This is a genomic window from Lactobacillus sp. B4015, assembly GCF_026536055.1.
GTDB lineage: Bacteria > Bacillota > Bacilli > Lactobacillales > Lactobacillaceae > Lactobacillus > Lactobacillus panisapium.
The window spans coordinates 183,229-200,458 of sequence record NZ_JAFNOY010000006.1 but is presented as its reverse complement, the minus strand read 5'-3'; the positions used below and the strand labels follow the sequence as shown (position 1 = coordinate 200,458).

Annotated in this window: 17 protein-coding genes; 5 read left to right on the top strand and 12 right to left on the bottom strand. The window is 31.2% G+C overall.

Annotated features, from left to right (window positions below; genetic code table 11):
- Positions 1-431: 431 nt before the first annotated feature.
- The gene (locus J3U71_RS07910) at positions 432-1,292 is read right to left on the bottom strand and encodes a helix-turn-helix domain-containing protein (RefSeq protein ID WP_267393636.1); all 861 of its coding nucleotides are present in this window, start codon (positions 1,290-1,292) and stop codon (positions 432-434) included.
- Positions 1,293-1,616: 324 nt separating this feature from the next.
- On the opposite strand from J3U71_RS07910, the gene J3U71_RS07905 reads away from it, so the two are divergent.
- From J3U71_RS07905 to J3U71_RS07895, 3 genes are all read left to right on the top strand, one after another.
- Positions 1,617-2,495, top strand: coding sequence for a DUF4097 family beta strand repeat-containing protein (locus J3U71_RS07905; RefSeq protein ID WP_267393634.1), 879 nt, complete (start codon positions 1,617-1,619; stop codon positions 2,493-2,495).
- A gap of 78 nt (positions 2,496-2,573) precedes the next feature.
- On the top strand, positions 2,574-3,431 hold the full coding sequence (locus tag J3U71_RS07900) for a DUF4097 family beta strand repeat-containing protein (RefSeq protein ID WP_267393632.1): 858 nt from the start codon (positions 2,574-2,576) through the stop codon (positions 3,429-3,431).
- A 294-nt stretch (positions 3,432-3,725) separates the two neighbouring features.
- Complete coding sequence (locus tag J3U71_RS07895) at positions 3,726-5,207, top strand: SLAP domain-containing protein (protein WP_267393630.1); 1,482 nt, start codon at positions 3,726-3,728, stop codon at positions 5,205-5,207.
- Between the two features lie 417 nt (positions 5,208-5,624).
- Here J3U71_RS07895 and J3U71_RS07890 read toward each other — a convergent pair whose 3' ends face one another.
- The 5 genes from J3U71_RS07890 to J3U71_RS07870 all read right to left on the bottom strand — a co-directional run bounded on the left by J3U71_RS07890 (position 5,625) and on the right by J3U71_RS07870 (position 8,694).
- Entirely contained in the window at positions 5,625-6,260 is a 636-nt protein-coding gene (locus J3U71_RS07890; protein WP_267393628.1) for a hypothetical protein, read from the bottom strand.
- A 12-nt stretch (positions 6,261-6,272) separates the two neighbouring features.
- The gene (locus J3U71_RS07885) at positions 6,273-6,905 is read right to left on the bottom strand and encodes a peptidoglycan-binding protein (RefSeq protein ID WP_267393626.1); all 633 of its coding nucleotides are present in this window, start codon (positions 6,903-6,905) and stop codon (positions 6,273-6,275) included.
- 395 nt (positions 6,906-7,300) lie between these two features.
- Positions 7,301-7,642, bottom strand: coding sequence for a hypothetical protein (locus tag J3U71_RS07880; protein WP_103753163.1), 342 nt, complete (start codon positions 7,640-7,642; stop codon positions 7,301-7,303).
- 432 nt (positions 7,643-8,074) lie between these two features.
- A complete protein-coding gene (locus J3U71_RS07875) occupies positions 8,075-8,443 on the bottom strand; it encodes a type II toxin-antitoxin system PemK/MazF family toxin (RefSeq protein ID WP_267393624.1) in 369 nt (122 codons plus the stop codon).
- Positions 8,437-8,694: a hypothetical protein gene (locus J3U71_RS07870; protein WP_103753161.1), complete on the bottom strand. Its 258-nt coding sequence runs from the start codon at positions 8,692-8,694 to the stop codon at positions 8,437-8,439. Before J3U71_RS07870 ends, J3U71_RS07875 begins: the two co-directional genes overlap by 7 nt.
- Positions 8,695-8,927: 233 nt before the next feature.
- Here J3U71_RS07870 and J3U71_RS07865 point away from each other — a divergent pair, with 233 nt between their 5' ends.
- Positions 8,928-9,239 carry a hypothetical protein gene (locus J3U71_RS07865; RefSeq protein WP_267384899.1) on the top strand — a complete coding sequence of 104 codons (312 nt, stop codon included), beginning with the start codon at positions 8,928-8,930 and terminating at the stop codon, positions 9,237-9,239.
- A 14-nt stretch (positions 9,240-9,253) separates the two neighbouring features.
- Entirely contained in the window at positions 9,254-9,910 is a 657-nt protein-coding gene (locus J3U71_RS07860; RefSeq protein WP_103753159.1) for an HNH endonuclease, read from the top strand.
- A 387-nt stretch (positions 9,911-10,297) separates the two neighbouring features.
- Here J3U71_RS07860 and J3U71_RS07855 read toward each other — a convergent pair whose 3' ends face one another.
- The 6 genes from J3U71_RS07855 to J3U71_RS07830 all read right to left on the bottom strand — a co-directional run bounded on the left by J3U71_RS07855 (position 10,298) and on the right by J3U71_RS07830 (position 16,814).
- On the bottom strand, positions 10,298-11,479 hold the full coding sequence (locus tag J3U71_RS07855) for a matrixin family metalloprotease (protein WP_267393623.1): 1,182 nt from the start codon (positions 11,477-11,479) through the stop codon (positions 10,298-10,300).
- Positions 11,480-11,893: 414 nt separating this feature from the next.
- Positions 11,894-13,504 carry an ATP-binding cassette domain-containing protein gene (locus J3U71_RS07850; RefSeq protein ID WP_103753165.1) on the bottom strand — a complete coding sequence of 537 codons (1,611 nt, stop codon included), beginning with the start codon at positions 13,502-13,504 and terminating at the stop codon, positions 11,894-11,896.
- 248 nt (positions 13,505-13,752) lie between these two features.
- Positions 13,753-14,844 (bottom strand): SLAP domain-containing protein, encoded by a 1,092-nt coding sequence (locus tag J3U71_RS07845; RefSeq protein ID WP_267393622.1) that lies wholly within the window; start codon positions 14,842-14,844, stop codon positions 13,753-13,755.
- A 305-nt stretch (positions 14,845-15,149) separates the two neighbouring features.
- Entirely contained in the window at positions 15,150-15,854 is a 705-nt protein-coding gene (locus J3U71_RS07840) for a uracil-DNA glycosylase family protein (RefSeq protein ID WP_267393621.1), read from the bottom strand.
- Positions 15,855-15,997: 143 nt separating this feature from the next.
- On the bottom strand, positions 15,998-16,291 hold the full coding sequence (locus tag J3U71_RS07835; RefSeq protein ID WP_220234899.1) for a MazG nucleotide pyrophosphohydrolase domain-containing protein: 294 nt from the start codon (positions 16,289-16,291) through the stop codon (positions 15,998-16,000).
- 76 nt (positions 16,292-16,367) lie between these two features.
- A complete protein-coding gene (locus J3U71_RS07830; RefSeq protein WP_267393620.1) occupies positions 16,368-16,814 on the bottom strand; it encodes a hypothetical protein in 447 nt (148 codons plus the stop codon).
- Between the last annotated feature and the right edge of the window lie 416 nt (positions 16,815-17,230).

Genomic DNA, 17,230 nt, shown 5'->3' with positions numbered 1-17,230 from the left:
ATTGTCGTGAGCATAAACTTGCCAACACGTTTAGCACGTGAAGGAGTTTGATCTTTTTTAACCATATTCTTCATATCTCTTTCAACTTTTCTTTATTATATGATATATAGCATACATGATTAATTATATTATATAAAATATAATATGCAACAATTTTTTAAAAGATAGGAACATTAGAGATGAAATTTAATAACAGTAACCCAAGCTTTCCAGATTACAACTCCTAAGCTAAAATCAAAAAATCTTTCACTTTTAGTAGAGTATCATTTATAGAAAAAAAGCCTGACTTTATTCTGTATAGTGAACAAAATCAGACTTTTATTTTTGTTATATTAATACTAACCTATCTGTACCAGATAAGCTTACAATCCTTTATTTGGAACTAAGAATGGCTAATGGAATAAGTAAGATATTCTTCTAGATATAGTACATCAATTGTATATAGCCTTTAACTGTAGAAATGATTTTTCCAAAGATGAACGTAATTTATTTAACCCTAAATAGCTTAATGTGGGAAAGAATATTTTATTAATGTTTTGATCATCTTTGGTTTGTGTATACAAAATACATTCGTTACCAAATTCTAGACGAATTTTTTCATAAGCCAAATCATCATCTATTTTTATATTATTAAGTTCAGTAATTAATTTTTTTGCATATACCAAATTCTTAAATAGCAATACTAGTGCTGCATTGTTTAACGTTGTTACAGTTTCATGCCTCCAACTAATATTATGAACAATATCATATGTATTTTTTTGATATTTTTGTATGAGCATCTGTGCCAAACCAATGATTCGTTTTCCAGGTAAAAGAAAAAGTGTATTACCAAAATTAAATAAGTCTTCATAGCGCCAGTTTTTAATTTCTGATAATAGCTCTTCTAAACGTTTAGTATCTCGTGGCATAAATAAATTTTGTCCCGTATCAGACTTTAAAAAGCTACAGGCAACTGCAGCTCTCAATAGCAAAGTTCGATTATAAGGCTTCTTTTGACTTGCCTTTAAATATATTGAAGCTAAGCTCTGAAGTTTTTTGTCGTTATCAGTTAAATAAGCTGAAACAATCTTTTGATAGTCAATGTTATCGTTTAAACTATCGGTAACAAATTCAGATGGCTTAATACGCATGCGTTCAAGCATTGCAATCACTTTTTCAAAAGACATATTAGCCTGTCCTTTTTCCCAATAATATAAAGAAGACTTAGAAGTAATGTCACGAGAAACTATATCTAAACTCATCCCTTTTTGTTTTCTTATTTGTTTAAATTTTTCGCCAAACTTAATATTCATAAAATCTCCTAATTTAAAGCATAAATTAAATAATACTTATTTACTTAACGGTGATTTTATCTGCAACAAAAAGATATTGCCTTAACAATTCCGCAAAATGCTTTACTAATCGACACGTAACGACTGTTTCAATAAGTTCATAATCAATTTATCTATTCTCTTATATTATATATAGCCAAACCAAATATTTTGGCAAGATGAAATTGTGCTTTTGCAGTAAAAAATAATCGGAAATTTGTTCTGTATACAGAAATTTTCATTTTTGTAATTAAGATTTTATATATTATTCATAATAAGAGGAATGCTGAAAGTAAGGAGATAAAGATGAAAAAAATCAGCAAATTGTGTATTTCGCTATTCGTCATAATTGCTTTACTATTTATTGGTATAAAAGTAAGTAATAATAAGCAAAATGCTAAGGCAGATCAAACTAAAATTACCTACGTAAAAAAGAAGGGTAGGACTATTAAAGTCTTTAATGTTCCTGCCTTTGAAAAAATTAACGTTAATATTAATAAAGCTCGTCTAGATAAAAGATTTATCAACCTTAAAGTTTCAACTGGAAAGAGTTTTCAGGTCAAGGCTACCGGGCCAGATGCCAAAAAAATAAAAGCTACCGTTAACAATAAAAGTCTCACTATTTCTAGCTCACACTCAATCCGTAAAGGCAGATACAAAGTCAGTGTAACGGTACCTAATAGCGATGCCTTGCAAAGCATTACTGGTTATAGCTATGGTAGTAACGTTAGTCTCCACAAATTGAACCTTACTGACATTCAACTAGCCGCAATCTATGGTGATGTTACATTAGACAAGATTAAAACTAATGAGCTAAAACTACGTCAAGTTTACGGAGATTTTACAGCAAGCAATTCAACTATAAACAAGGCAAACTTAACTACAGATACCGGTGATACGGTAATTAGTAGTTGTAAATTCCAAATGAATGCAAAGTATTCTGGTGTATGTGATGTTGAAGTTGAAGATGATTCCCAGATACTAGGCAATAGTTCGTTTAGTCTACATGAAGGAGACTTCATCATGTATGATTCACCAAAGATTGGTTATAACCTATCATGCAGCAAAAAAAATAAAATTAAATTCTTTGGTAAGTCGCACTCAACTCATTTTGAGCGAACCATCAATAATAAGCCAATGCTTACTGTTAAGGATAGGAAAGGTTATATCAGTATCAAAGATTAGAAAATAACAAGCATGTATTTCAAACAAAAGCGTTTATTTTTTACACTTTATTGTTTAATAGCTAGAAGGTAAAATACGATGAATAAAAAAATTAAATTATGTTCAATTATAATAATTCTAGGTCTAGCTGTTTTTTGCGGTGGCAAAGCAATATCCAACCAGCAAAATGTTACAGCAGCTAATCCCTCAGCCACTCAATCAGGTGATACGAGTCGAGTAATAAAAGTTGATCAGTTCAACAGTATTAAGTTCGCAGCTTATCGACCTGACATAAAAATTTCTTCAGGAAATAATTTTCAAGTTACTGTAAGTGGGAGCCAAGGAGCAGATATCAATAAAATCAAGGCTGAAGTTAAAAACAAGCAATTAGTAATCTCAGATCAACCCGAAAAATCATATCGGGATGGAAACTACTATATAAATGTTACTGTTCCTAATACAACAACAATTAAAAAACTAACTGGTTTCTGTGATTCCGGCGATTTCAGCTTGAACCAACTAAATGTTCCTCAAGTTAACATGTCATTCCACGTTGGTGACGTTAAAATTAACCATCTTAAAGCAAAAAATATTCGTCTTAAGCTAAAAAGCGGTGACCTTAAAGTTACTAGTTCGAACTTTAACAAGGCTTCATTCGCCTTAGACGAAGGTGATTTTTCTATCAGCAAAAGTAAGTTTAAAGCCAATGTAACAATGGGCGAAATGGGCTACGCCAAAGTCAAAAGTTCAAAATTGCTTGGTAACAGCTCTTTTAAATTAGCTGAGGGCAACTTCCAAATGTCCAATGCGCCAAAACTTAGTTATAAGCTTGCTACCAAACATTCAGGCATAGTTAAAGTTCATAATAAGTCTCATCATCATAATTTTTCTAAAACTTTATCACATCGATCACTTCTTAAAGTCACTAGTAAAAGCGGTGATATTAATATTAAGTAATCTTAAACAGCAACTGGGAGCTTATTAAAGTCGAAACTTTAGCAAATCCAAGATTCCACAAAATTAATGTGTTTTTTTACATTTATAGATGTAATATAGTCGTAGCCTAATCATATTAGTAACCGTTAATTCACTTCAATTAAAAAATTTAGGCTGATATTTTTATTCTAGCGTGGTAACTAAATGATTGGCTATTAATCAAATGTTTTTAAAAATAATTCTAAGTATGTTAAGCGGCTTAGTCTAATTTCACTTACCATATTCTAGAAAAATAATTTATATTGAGGTGATTTTATGAATCTAAATAAAAAAATAGTGTTCGGTTCAGTCGCAAGTATTTTAGCGCTGGGCTCAGTAGTACCGATAATTCAAAATTCAAATCTATCAACTGTATCTGCTAAATCAGCAACTATTACTTTAAATCATAATTCCTACATTTACAGCTCTAATGGTAAACGTACTAATTCCAATGGTAAAAAGACCTTAAAAACAGGTACGGTTGTAAATTCAAATGGAAAGATTTCAACTATTAATGGTAAGAATTATTATTCCATTACTAACAATGCTTATATTAAAGCCAGCAATGTAGGGATGATTGATGATCAAGTCCAAAAAGGCAATTTGCAGTTAAATTATAATTCATTTGTCTACGACAAAAACGGCAAGCGCTTATCTACATACCGTGGGAGTAAATCTAATACCCATATCAAAAAAGGCACTCCTTTAAAATATGCCACTTCTATTGAGCCTGTTGATCGAAATAGTAAACATTTTTATCTTTTAAATGACGATGGTTACAATCAATCTTGGCTACCATATGAAAAAATCGGTAATAAATATTACTACAATATTGGTGCTGGAGGCTATATCAATGCTTCGAATGTAGATAAAATTGACAATAAGCCCCTATACACTACTGAAACTTCTGTTACAATTGAAAACTCAAATATTAAGCAGCCATTTACGATTGGTACTGGCAAAGACAAAACAGAAATACAGAATGGTAAGACCTACAACGTTGACAGGATTACAGGTGTAACCGCTGATCCATCTAGTCTTACAGAATATCGTATCAGCGGTACTACCGATGCCTTTATTAGTTCTAACCTTGTCAAAACTAGGCCTCGTCAAAGATTAGAAATATATACGTATGCCACATATGTAAGTTTTAATAAATCTACAAGTACATATGACGCACATGGAAAGGCCCTACATATTGAAGGTACCCATTCTACTTTTAATAAAAATGATAAATATCCGGTTGAGGATTTAACATACATTTGGATTCCTGAAGAAAATAAGGCTGAACTATTTTACTTACTACAATATTCCTGGACTAAAAATGGTATCAAAAATAGTATACCGGGTAACTTTGTGAATGAGAGTTATCAAGGACTTATCTACGTTAAAGCATCTGATGTAAATTACTGTTCTGGACCTTATCTGAAACCAGATAATTCTCCTGAGCAGGCAAAAGCAGATGCTAACGTGGCCAAGGAAGCTGATAAAAAAGAGCTTCAAAACTTAATTAGTCAAGAAAATACGATAGTTGCCTATAAGAAGAATAATGTTATCAGATTTTGTGACGTATATTATAGCTATGCCTTAAAATTTGCTAAGAGCATAAATGACTCAAATACTGCAAGTATAGCAGAAGTTAAAAAAGCCACTTCATTATTATCTACAGCTCAAAAAGCAGTAATTAATAGTACTCCTGAACAAGACCAAATAGATAATATTTTGATAAACACTAATCCCTATCTTTATATAAAATAGAATAGCAATAATCAAAGCTAATACAGTTTAAAGCTTCATTTCGATACTTAATCGGAATGAAGCTTTTTATTTATTATTGGATTAAAACATAATTAAGACTAGTACGCTTGAAGGTTTGTTTAATCGACATTTATAGCCTCGTTAGCATGTAGTCTTTTGTAGCTTTAATATACATGTTTTTACTAATTAGCGGCATGTAACAAATCGCAAGCAGTGACTAGTATTTATTAATAGTCACTGCTTTTTTGTGTAACTTACTTGCCAAAATTTTTTCAACCTTAAAGCACTAGTTAATCAAGTTAAATTACAGTTTTATCAATGCCAATAATTATTCTACTATCAATAGTTTAGCCATAATAAAAACCTCGAAGTTGTCTTAACTTCGGGGTTCATATCAAATATCTACTCACTCTTCTTTTAATTTGCTAATAGGTCACCTGGATACTTACCAATTAGAAGTACCGGTGTTTCTGATATATCTTTATGCTTTAAATAACGTTTTAATTGTTTAATTGAAGTATCAGCTATTTGTTTATTCTTACCAGTTAATTCGCTAGCTAACGTTTGCGCTTGCTCTAATAAAGCCGAAGTAGGTTCATTATTATCTTTAGCATCCATTACTTTTAGTTCAGCATTAATTAGTGGTTGTAAGCCCTTATTAAATAGATTTTTGTTATAAATACCATTCACGTAGTTCGTATAACCTTTATATTTACCATCCTTAGAAATCAAATCAACGGAAATGCTGTTTTTAATGGTTGTCAGCTTTCTGACCTTAAATAGTGTATGGTTTTTAACAAGCTTCTTTAATACCTTTCGGCTATATGATTTACCACCCTTGGCTGCTGTATTCTTATATAACACACCTTTAGCAGCATTAGGTAATACAAAAACATACCCAGCTTTAGCTAACTTCTTAGTCCAAGCTTTATTAGTTACAAGCTTAGGTTTTTCAATTTGTGCGGCTTGGACTGTAGTATTACTTGTGGTAGCCAACAGTTGTCCCGCCGATACTATCGTTAAAACAATTAAAACTTTAACTATTTTTTTCATATGCTTTCCTCACTAGTACCAATGATGTGCTTGCCAAAATGGTTTAGCTTTTACCCATGAACCATACCGATTTTTGACATATCTATCTGCAGTTTTTTCTAGATTTACTTTACTGTAATCTCCATTAAGGTAAGACTTAGTTAATTGAAAATGCCCATAGTACTGACCATTAGTTGCCGTATACCTATAGGTGGATTCATTATAAGCAATATAAGCAATCCATACTTTTGCCGATCTATTTGCACTGCTTAAATTATCATAATACTTACGTTTTATACTTGCTGGAATATTAGCATACGGGTTACCAGTAGAATTATAACCATAAGCTCTTAAAAGATCATTGTCAAAATTTAAAATGGTATTGCCGTTAACCGTGCCTTCACTATAATCATCAGCATTTTCAACATTTTGTGGTAAGTAAATTGGTGTTCCACTAAGGATCGGTGTATCAGGATCAAGATTATTATTAAGTTGCTCAACTACTGATAACTCAAGATTATTGTTTTTAGCAATTTGTCTTAGTGATTGATCAGCTTTATTAGCAACCGGAGCCATATCATTCTTAGAAATCGAAGACAGTGCTGTCGACTTCGCTGATACAGTGCTAGTGGTCAGCATCATGGATGCTGGCACTGTTGCTAACATAATTGCAGAAGAACCTACTTCCAAAATTTTTTAAATTACATTTTTACGCCTCGTTTATAAAAAGGTAATTATAAATTACATATTATCTTTAAAGCAATTATAACATAAATTTTATTTTTTATGTTTATTTAAATATCTACTAATCTAGCTTTACTTAATGTGCATTACGCGGATAGGCGGCCATATTTTCTGCATAGCAAATTTAGAAAAAATAAAATCCTAATTTCTTCATTATTGATAACAGACTTAGAAATATACATATAGGTATCAAAAAGTCTCAAAAGCTTTTTAACTCTTGAGACTTACTACAAAAATATAATTTAACAAACAGTAATGTCGTGAAATACATGTCCCTCAAATATTTTGTGGTTAACTTACAACCCATTTCTTATAAATTAATTTCCCAAAAGGCTAACGTCGCGTACTCTAATTTTAAAAATTGGCTTTATATCATAATTTACAACACAATGCTTATGATTAATTATTCCGTCATATTCAAGTATATTACCAGTACTTTGATTCTCACTAGTTATCTTAAAATGCCTGTCTTTACTTTGTTTCAATACATCATATGTTTTCTGATCATATGAATAATACCTAAGACTGCTTTCACTTTTAAAAGCGTTATAGGCTATTGTTTCTAAAGAAAAATGATATAAGTTGATACCCATATTTAGGATAAAATAAAATACAATAGCAGCTACAATAAATTTTTCAATCCGCTTAAAGAAATCCACGATTATTTCCTCATAATGCCATAATAATATTGATTATAACTATATTCTACATCAGTTAAATCTTTATCCAAATCTTCCTGTACTTGCTTTCTATGCTTTATCTATAATATTTTTAACAATAGTAAAACCCTCTAAATTTCTTTTTGTTTTCAATCTAGGGGGCTTACATTATAAATTTATAGTCAATTAAGAAACTGTAAATGCTTCTTGTAAAGACAATGTGCAGATTTTCGCTTTATGGAGGAAAAGTAGCGAACGATAATATTAAAACTAGATATTTTGAAAAATTGAAGGATCTAACAAACTAAAATACACGGCTCCAATTAAATATCGAAGTCGTGCGTTAGTTCTTGCTTAATAATAAAGTGTTTATTTTTTAGTTGCAATTAAATTTCAGGGTTTTAGTTTAGGCTAAGCAATATTTTGACAAAATTAACGCTTATCTAAAATTTGATATGCTCTAGATAGTAAGTTATCCAAATCTTTGTCACTAACATGGCCAACAATTCTACCATGTCGACCGAAAAAATCATAATTAGGCATGAAAAAAGTAATTACACTATCAGATACTCCACTATTAATGTCAGCAAAATGACAGTATAGCTCACCCTTATCTTTATTAAGGCCATGCGTAAGAGGCATACAGATAACTAATCCCGTTTTTTGATTATATGCATTATTTGATATAACTATTGCTGGTCTCTGAATATTGCCAGATTGAAAACTATGCCCACCTTCTTCTCGTCCTGCATGAGGTTCAGCATCTATCCAAATAATATCTCCTTGTTTGGGCGCTACCACGGCATGTTCTCCTTACCAATCTGCATCGTATCAGGATTGCCTACTTTTTTAATTTCTTTTTTAAAGTCAATATCGTCATATTCACCATTAAACCACGGATTAGAGTCAATAGCCTTATAGATTAAAGTGCCATTATTTTCTTGAGTCAATTCAAATCGTTGACCAAGTTTAACACCTGCCTTACTAGGAACCGTGAGAGCAGTAGAATTACCAACTTTTCTAACAACAAAGTTACCTAATTTCTTTTCCATTAATATTAACTCCCTAATTAACGTTAGTACAAGTATACACAATTTCTAAAAAAATTGCAATTATATCTTTACAAAATCTAAGCAATATAGTCATAACATTTATTTAACATAATTTAATAAAGGCTATAGTCATTTTACACAAGATTATTTAAACCCCTATCTAATTTAACTATGATATTATAAACTGAGTATTATATTTTTCAGTTTTTATAATTATTATTTCGAAAGTTATTATGATTGATTATAGACAAAAAATAATAGACAAATTACAAACTCAATCTAAACTAAGTTTATCGACTTGTGAGTTTCAAGAAATTAATGATCTCAATCTAGATCAGTTTAATGCCATTGGATACATGGGTAATAAATTTTCTTATGTTTACTCCACTTATGATGGCAAGCTACTACATAAGATGTCAGTAATGGGAGATAAAAATCTGAGCCATGTAGAAAAAATTTTTAAAGACATAGAACAAACGTATCAAATAGCAAATTCGAAAGTTCTTATTTATATTAAAGAAGATGTTATGTTATATATGATCTGAGAAATCCTAATTTTATGTCTAAGTTCACTGCTCTCAACAGCATGGAAAATAATGGCTGTAAAATTATTAAATCAGCACAATATCATTGTAGATTCGGATTCAAAATACCTACCAATCTTGTTTTAAAAGATTCCGATAGAAAAAGCATATATAATTTATATAAGCATAGATGTGTATATTGTAATAAAAAATTACGTAAAGATGATTTTCAAATAGATCACATTGTTCCTAAGAATGAAGGCGGCAATAACTACTACAAAAATTGGGCTTTGACATGTGAAGAGTGCAATGAAGATAAAAATAATTTGATTTTTTCCTGGGATAGAAACAGTTTGGCTTTTAAAGGTAAAATGTATCTAATAAAGCTAACAAATAACTATCATTTTTATAAAATAAAAATTGGTAATGACTATAGACTAGTTAGAAAGCCAAAAAATTTTGATTTTAAAGTATACTTTACGATATACAAAAAAGTGAATAATAATATATATGTCAACAGAGATAATATAGACAGTGGTTATCAATTTATCATAAATATTACTAACTCAATTGACCTTGAGGAAATTACTGAAAATGGGAAAAAGATTGATAATAAAACAATTGAAAATATATTAGTCACCCGAAGAATAAATAAATGTAGTACAAATAAAATTGATGATTGGCTTAAGTAGTAGAAACTATTGCTATTAACCTATCTAAGAATTGGTAGTTTTTTAAAGCTAAACACAAATAAAGTCTGGCAAAGGCTATTTAAACCTTTGTCAGACCTTTACTGTACTTTGATTAATCTCCTTTTAAATTTAAATCTAAAAAGTGCAATGGTTGAAGTTAACTCTAGACTCTTTAGACTTTATTATTTTTTTATCGACTAATTTGTTTTATCTTGGTGGGCTTGTTTTTCTGCATCTTGGGCAGTGTTGCTTGGCTTTAACTTAATCCCGTAAACGAACTTTACTTCGCTACTTTTAACATAAGCATCGCCAACATCAATTTTTGAGCAGATTTTTAATTCTTTATATTAAATAACCAGTTGTTTTCAATACTATGTTTTAGTGGTTTTATCTTTTATTACTGTTTACTTCAAACGCATAGCCTACTTTAGGAATTGCTACTTTAGCAGACTGGCTGATTTTTTTACCAGTTTGGTCTTGACGAATAGTAAAATGCCCTGTTTTGCCTTTGAGCAGGCCAGCAGGAAAAACTACTTGCGTTTTTTCTGAATCAGCCGTAACAGCATACATTTTGTGGTTATTGTAGTAAAAATTCAGTGTACAGCCCTTGTTTGTTGCTATTTCATAAGTAACACTTTCTTTTGTTCGATTGCCTTTAACAGCGCACGGCACAGGTGCAGCATAATCTTTACTGGTGAGTTTTACCTTGGTAGTTGCTTTCTTGTTAGCTTTATTTATACCATACAGAGTGAAATTCTTGTAACCTTTAAATTTAAGGTTAGCGGCAAAATTGCCTGATTTATTAACTTTAGCTGTTTTAACATTTTGCTTATTATAAAATATTTTTACTTTCTTTAGTCCGTTAGCTTCACCAGTTAACTTTACTTGATTTTTATTATTATCATAAAGTGCATGAATATTTCTTAATTTGGGAACAGCTTTAACATAGGTAGTAACTGTTATAATGTCGTTTGTATCGTTAATTTCTTCCGCGCTGAATAAGGCTGGTGTAGAATATATCGCATTCATACCTCTAATATCGCAAGATTGAATACTATAAAATCGATTTGATGGATTCATCACTGATATACTATCAGAGGCATTGTGATCCAACCCCAATGCGTGTCCTAGTTCATGTTCCGCTACATTAACTCGTTCACTCTTTGAATAATTATAATATGAAAGAGCAGCTCTATTTAATAGAACCTCATTACTAACAATTTGACCAGTACTAGTATTATATGAAGTATGAGTAACACCTGTTATTCCCAATTCATTTGATCCATCATAGCTACTTACAGTAGTTTTAGAATTATTTGCAGCTTTTTTCCAATAAAATCCATTATTGCTCCATGCGTTAGTAGCTGCATTCCAAACATCTTTATAATAACTTGATGTTGATAAATCATAATAATATGCATTGGAATATTTATATCGCCAAGGATTAGCAGGGGTAGTATAAATGGTTGCTGCATTAACTTGAGATATTTCAACAACACTACTACTAATAATTCCTAGTCCTATTATTGCTATACAAAAAGATGATAATATATTTATTTTTATTTTCATTTTCATAAGACTCATATCTTTCTAATCAATTTATCAAACCAAACTATACCTTTTATTATAAAGAAATCGCTTTCGAAAATTATTATAGTAAATTTACTAAAAAATTCAAACCGAAAATTTTATAGCTGTATCAACCAATGGTAGTATCATTAATAATAGAGAATATGCTAAATTAGGTAGATTTCTAATGGTAATAGCATGAACTGTCAGCAACATGAAATCGATCAAAATTGTAATTGCTGCAGTTATGAATGCCAATATTCTCCACCCTTTGTTTAACCACAACGTATTTTTAGTATTAAAAATTATTTTGTGATTTTCCATTTATATTATTTTTAAAGTTTGCCCTAAGCAAATCTGCCTTTGCTTATGCTGTATCCATCTTATTCGCATAACTATTATGACTTTAAAGCACTACTTTATCTCGGTTAACTTATTATTTTCTAGTACCCAATGCCGAAAGCCCAAGTCTTTTGCCCGCTGGTAATTAATGTGATGTGAAATCATAATGACCGTTTTATTAATGCTTGCAAGCATTTTTTCCACCTGTAAAGCATTTGCCGGGTCAAGGTTAGCGTCTATTTCATCGGCTAAAATTATTTGTCGGTTAAACACTAATGCACGAGCAATTTCCAGTCGCTCGCACTGTCCGCCAGATAAGTTGCAACCATTGCCTTGGCAAACATACTCTAAAGGCTGACCACCAAGCTCTTGATCAAGGCCCACTTCCCTTAAGCAGGTTATTAACAGTTCATCAGGGAACATTAAACCTAAACTTAAATTGAAGCGTATTGTTTCATTAAAAATATAGGGGCTTTGCTGAATTAAAGCAAAGTACGCGGGATTAATCTCAGGTTGAGCTTGACCATCGACGCGATAAGCCAGCTTCCCTTCAGCTGGGTGCAAAGTTCCCATAATTAAGTTAAAAATAGTGCTTTTGCCAGCTCCCGAAGCGCCAGTTAACAAAATCTTATCACCCTGATTGATTATAAACTGGGCATGATCAAGAATCGTTTTCTTTCCAAAAGAAAACGTTATTCCTTCTCCTGCTATTTTATTTATCGTCGCCTTATCACTTGTAATTTGTGGCTTTTCCTCAACAACTCGTTTAGAAAGAACATTATTAATTGATTTTCTGAGCGCAATTGTTGTTTTGATCGTTGCAAAATCGTTAATTGCTTCTCTTAATGGCTGCATGACCTGCCCACTAGCCAAGTAAATAGATAAAATAATTGAAGAAGTCACACTTTGCTGGTCGATCATTAAATAAAAGCCAAAGCCAACTGGTAAAAACAAAGCAATTAGAGAGCAAAGCCAGGAAATTATTTGCACGTTCATTCTGCCATTATTCAAAGATTGGTAGGAACGTTCAGTTGTAGCCAACTGGTCGTTGATTTTTTGATCAATTGGCTCAAAGGCGCCATAACGCAAGATTGTCTCCCTACCGCCCAATAAATCACGCATCTTTTCAACAAATTTACCATTATTTTTCGACCAAACGGCTGAGCGCACTGATAGCAGTGGTTGAAAAAGCCTTGGTACAAATAATTGGGGCAGTGCAAAAACAATAAAGACAATACCTAAAGTCACATTAAGCCGCAAAATAAAAATTGTTGAAAAAAGTGACATACATAGATCAGCAACCACCTCAACTAATAAATTAAAATAATTTGTTTCAATTAACTTAAAGTCGTTAATTAAAGTTGAAAGTTCCGTATTAGTATCAATTCGTTCAAAAGTGGCCTTTTTGATATAGTCAGATTTCAGTTGTGTATTGAGCAAATAAATGATTCGGTTCTGAATTCGAGTGTGTAACCAAATGGCAACGTAAACCACAGAATAAGCTAGAACTGAAATACAAATGAACTGAATAAATTTCTCAACTGAACTATTTTGAGTGAAATTCGGTAAGTAACCAATAACAGCTGAATTCACTACACCTTCAAAAGAACTTACTAATAAGGTAATAAATAGGATGATAAGCAAGCTTTTGGGAATAATTGCGATCATTTTTTTAATTCCCATTATTGATTTCCTCAAGCAATATATATAAAATTTTCTTTCATTATATTTTAATTTTTTATCAGTATAATTTACTTTTATATAAAAGTCAAACAATACTGTAAAATATTTTTCTTTTCTTACAAAGTGTATCTTAATATAATATATTATTATATAAGCAATATACAATCATGCTATATTAGATAAATTTTTAAATAAAAATAGTCTAGCTTTTTCTCTAGACTATTTAGACTTTATTATTTTTTTATTGACTAATTTGTTTTATCTTGGTGGGCTTGCTTTTCTGCATCTTGGGCAGTGTTGCTTGGCTTTAACTTAATCCCGTAAACGAACTTTACTTCGCTACTTTTAACATAAGCGTCGCCAACATCAATTTTTTCGTTAACATCTGGCTGAGTAGCATAGAATTGATGACCTTTAAGGTGATAGAATAATTCTGCCTTATTTTCAGCAGGCACCCAAAGATATAGCAGCTTATCTACTTTAATGAATCCACCCTGTTTTCTGATTCTTTGACCGTGATGGTCTTGCATAGTGCCGTCTGCATTATAAACATCTACGTCTTTAGTAAACTTGATGTACGAAAAAGTCTCATTATCATAGTCATGAACAGGTAATTTCTTGGCCGCCTTAACATCTACTCCCCAAAGCCAATCATGGGTGCCTTTAATACGATAAATTGTCCCATTTGGCACAGCCGTGCTGATTGCATCAGCACGGCTACCTTCTTCACAACGATCGACTTTGAATTTTGTTCCCTTTTTAGCGTGCTTTATAACTCTAATCATACCGTTATCTTCATAAATTGGCGTACCTAGAGTAAAGGTGACCGTTACTGTGGTTTCTTCAGTACTTGAGCCAGTTATCGCTCCTAAATTTTGCGCTTTGATATATTGCTTTTTTGGACCACCGATGCGGTAATATAATAGACCATTTTTAAATTGATAGGCACCGCCATAGGTAGTTACCGTACTGCCAGCTTTGATGACTTTTGGTTCAGCTTTACGCGTGCTAGAAGCATAAACATACGAATTATGGTTTACTTTACGCTTTACACCGTCAATATTATTAGCTTTTAGGTATTGCTTTTTATTTTTTACTTTATAGTAAGGAGCATGCGGCTCAGTTCCAATAATTATCGGCTGATCATCAAGAATAACTTTGGAATAAGCATGGTATTTCCCTTTAACTTTTTTGCCTTCCTTAGAATAGGCCTGAGCATCATGCATAATTGTCTTGGAAATAGAATGACTTGCAGCATGAACTGAATTTAGTTGGCTGCTTGGACCAAAAGAAATGACGCACAGTGCTGCAACTATCAAATATTTAACTTTTTGCTTCATAATTAGTTGCCCCTTTTTACTCAACTTTAATAGTACATTTTTATTATATGTAGTTTTTGGGTTGATTAAAATGAAAAAAAATAATATTGATAAAATAGACAACGATTTTAACGTAATGAGCTTCTCGAAGCTCATTTGATTATTAACAAATCGCTCGTCAGAGTGAGAAGTTCACTAATTTTGCCAACCAAATTAATTGCAATATTGACATTAAAATATACCAATCATTTTTCTGCTTTTATTTCTATTATTACCCCATTAAATTAATTGAAATTTTGCTGTGTAACTACTATTACATAGCATATTTATGGCATGCTTAATGCGTCCAAATACTTCTTTAGATATTTTTTTCGATCTTTCGGGTTATATTGTGTAATAAAGCGTGGATGCTCCAAAGGGATTATTTTTCTAAAGAACTGAAAATTATTATTAATCTTTTTCAATTCTTTATAATTATCTCCACAACCGATGCAATAACAAATTGAGGTATCTATACCAAAATTTATTTGAAGTTGAATTGATTTAATAATAAATGGCATTAGTAATTGTTCAACTTGCTTGTTTTCATAGTAATTACAATTAACCTCATTACCTCTTGAATTAATTTTGCTCAATCCTAAAGGAAAAACAAAGCCTAAATAAAAGTGTTTATAAAATTGTTCAGTTCCACCATAATTATCTATAACTTCATGTAAAAAATCCGAAGAGGCCTTGCTAACATGATAATTTTTAATATAATATCCAGTCAACTCTTGTAAACGATTCATATCCTCAAATGGAATACCAGTAATTGCAGTTCCTCTCCTTGCTGGAGAGCTTCCTAATATTAAGCGACGCTTAATATTATCATCGAAATATATTTTGTAAAAAGAATTAGATATTTTACGGACTAAATTTCCTTCTTTTCCTTTGTATGGGTTAATCAATTTAAAAGGGCAAGGTAATTCAATAGACAATTTCCCTAATTTTTCGTTAAATTTAATTATTTTTGTATAATAAGGTTGGTTCATAGTTTTTCTATTATCAATATTGATTTGTTTGATTGCTGTATAAGTTGGAATTTCTTAAAGTATTACTTTTATCAAGTTTGCTTAAATATTATAAAAAGTTATTGACAAAGTTTTTTCGGTTACTGATTTTTTAGAATTCTATATTACACGTTTTTAATACCATTCTTATATACTCTTTTTTTATTTATTTCCATTTTTTTAACTATGTCTTCCCCTAAGTCACTATCAAGAATCTCTGAAATTCCCAATAAAAAGATTGCTACATCTGCTAATTCTTCATTTATATTTTCTTTATCCTTCTTATGCCATGCTTCAAAAAGTTCATTAGCCTCGCCATATAATCTAAGTAGTTCATATTCAACATCAGTTGTATTAAAACCATGTTTCTTTTTGTTTTCAATAATAGCCTTTTGTATTTTTCTTGTATCAATTATCATATTACATCCCTCCAAGACAAAAACATTACCTACATTCAAGGCAGCGAAGTCACTGCCCTTTATCTGGTTAACAAAATTAGATATAGTATTGGTCATGCTCTAAAGCAGTTTCATCAAAATTAACTATTTTAAATACATAGTTCTCAAAAGAGTACATCCAATTATTGTCATAGTCTTCAAAGTCTTTATAGGTTGTCGACCTTTTGATTGTTTCACTATCATCATCTTCGTCTATGTCTGATTCTGCTATAAACGGTTTTGAAGAAATGTTAAAATTCGCATGTATAGCTCCCAAAAGATTTAGTAAATTCAAAAAATCTTTTCCTGAGTTTACACAAACGGTTAAAGATTTGAAAGAATTATTATTTTCTCCAAGATAAGCTCTTGCTCTATTATAATCTTCAACAGACTCCGCCTTGCAATTGTCTATACTAGTTATATTTTCTTTAACAGTAACTGTCGGAGCTTGCTTTTTTAAAAAATCCAGTATCTTTTTTAATTTTAAAAATTGTTCAGCATTCATTTCTTAATCATACCATTTAAAAGGACGTGTGTGGAAACATGATTTTCCCCAAGAAGCAATCAATATTACCGCTTAAAACGGCATAACCATGTCGCCCACGCGTATAGGAGTGAGAATACTGCCACCAAGCTTGGTATCGACCTATACCTCAGCTGATCTTAAGATGTTTACATAGGTTTTTTTAGAAGAAGCTAAGGTAGTTTCCATATTGAAACTTTGTTTATTAGCAATAAAAGAATGAATGTTTTTAACTTCAATTCTCATTGCTTTCAAGTTGCTTACAGGGTCGCGCCAATCCCAGTGGTTTTCAGGGGCAATTTTATCAGCATTAGCACGCCAATTTTTGGTCGTTCACTTGCAGCTATTGAGCTATACAAAGTTGATTTTCCAGCTCCATTAACTCCTGCAAACATATA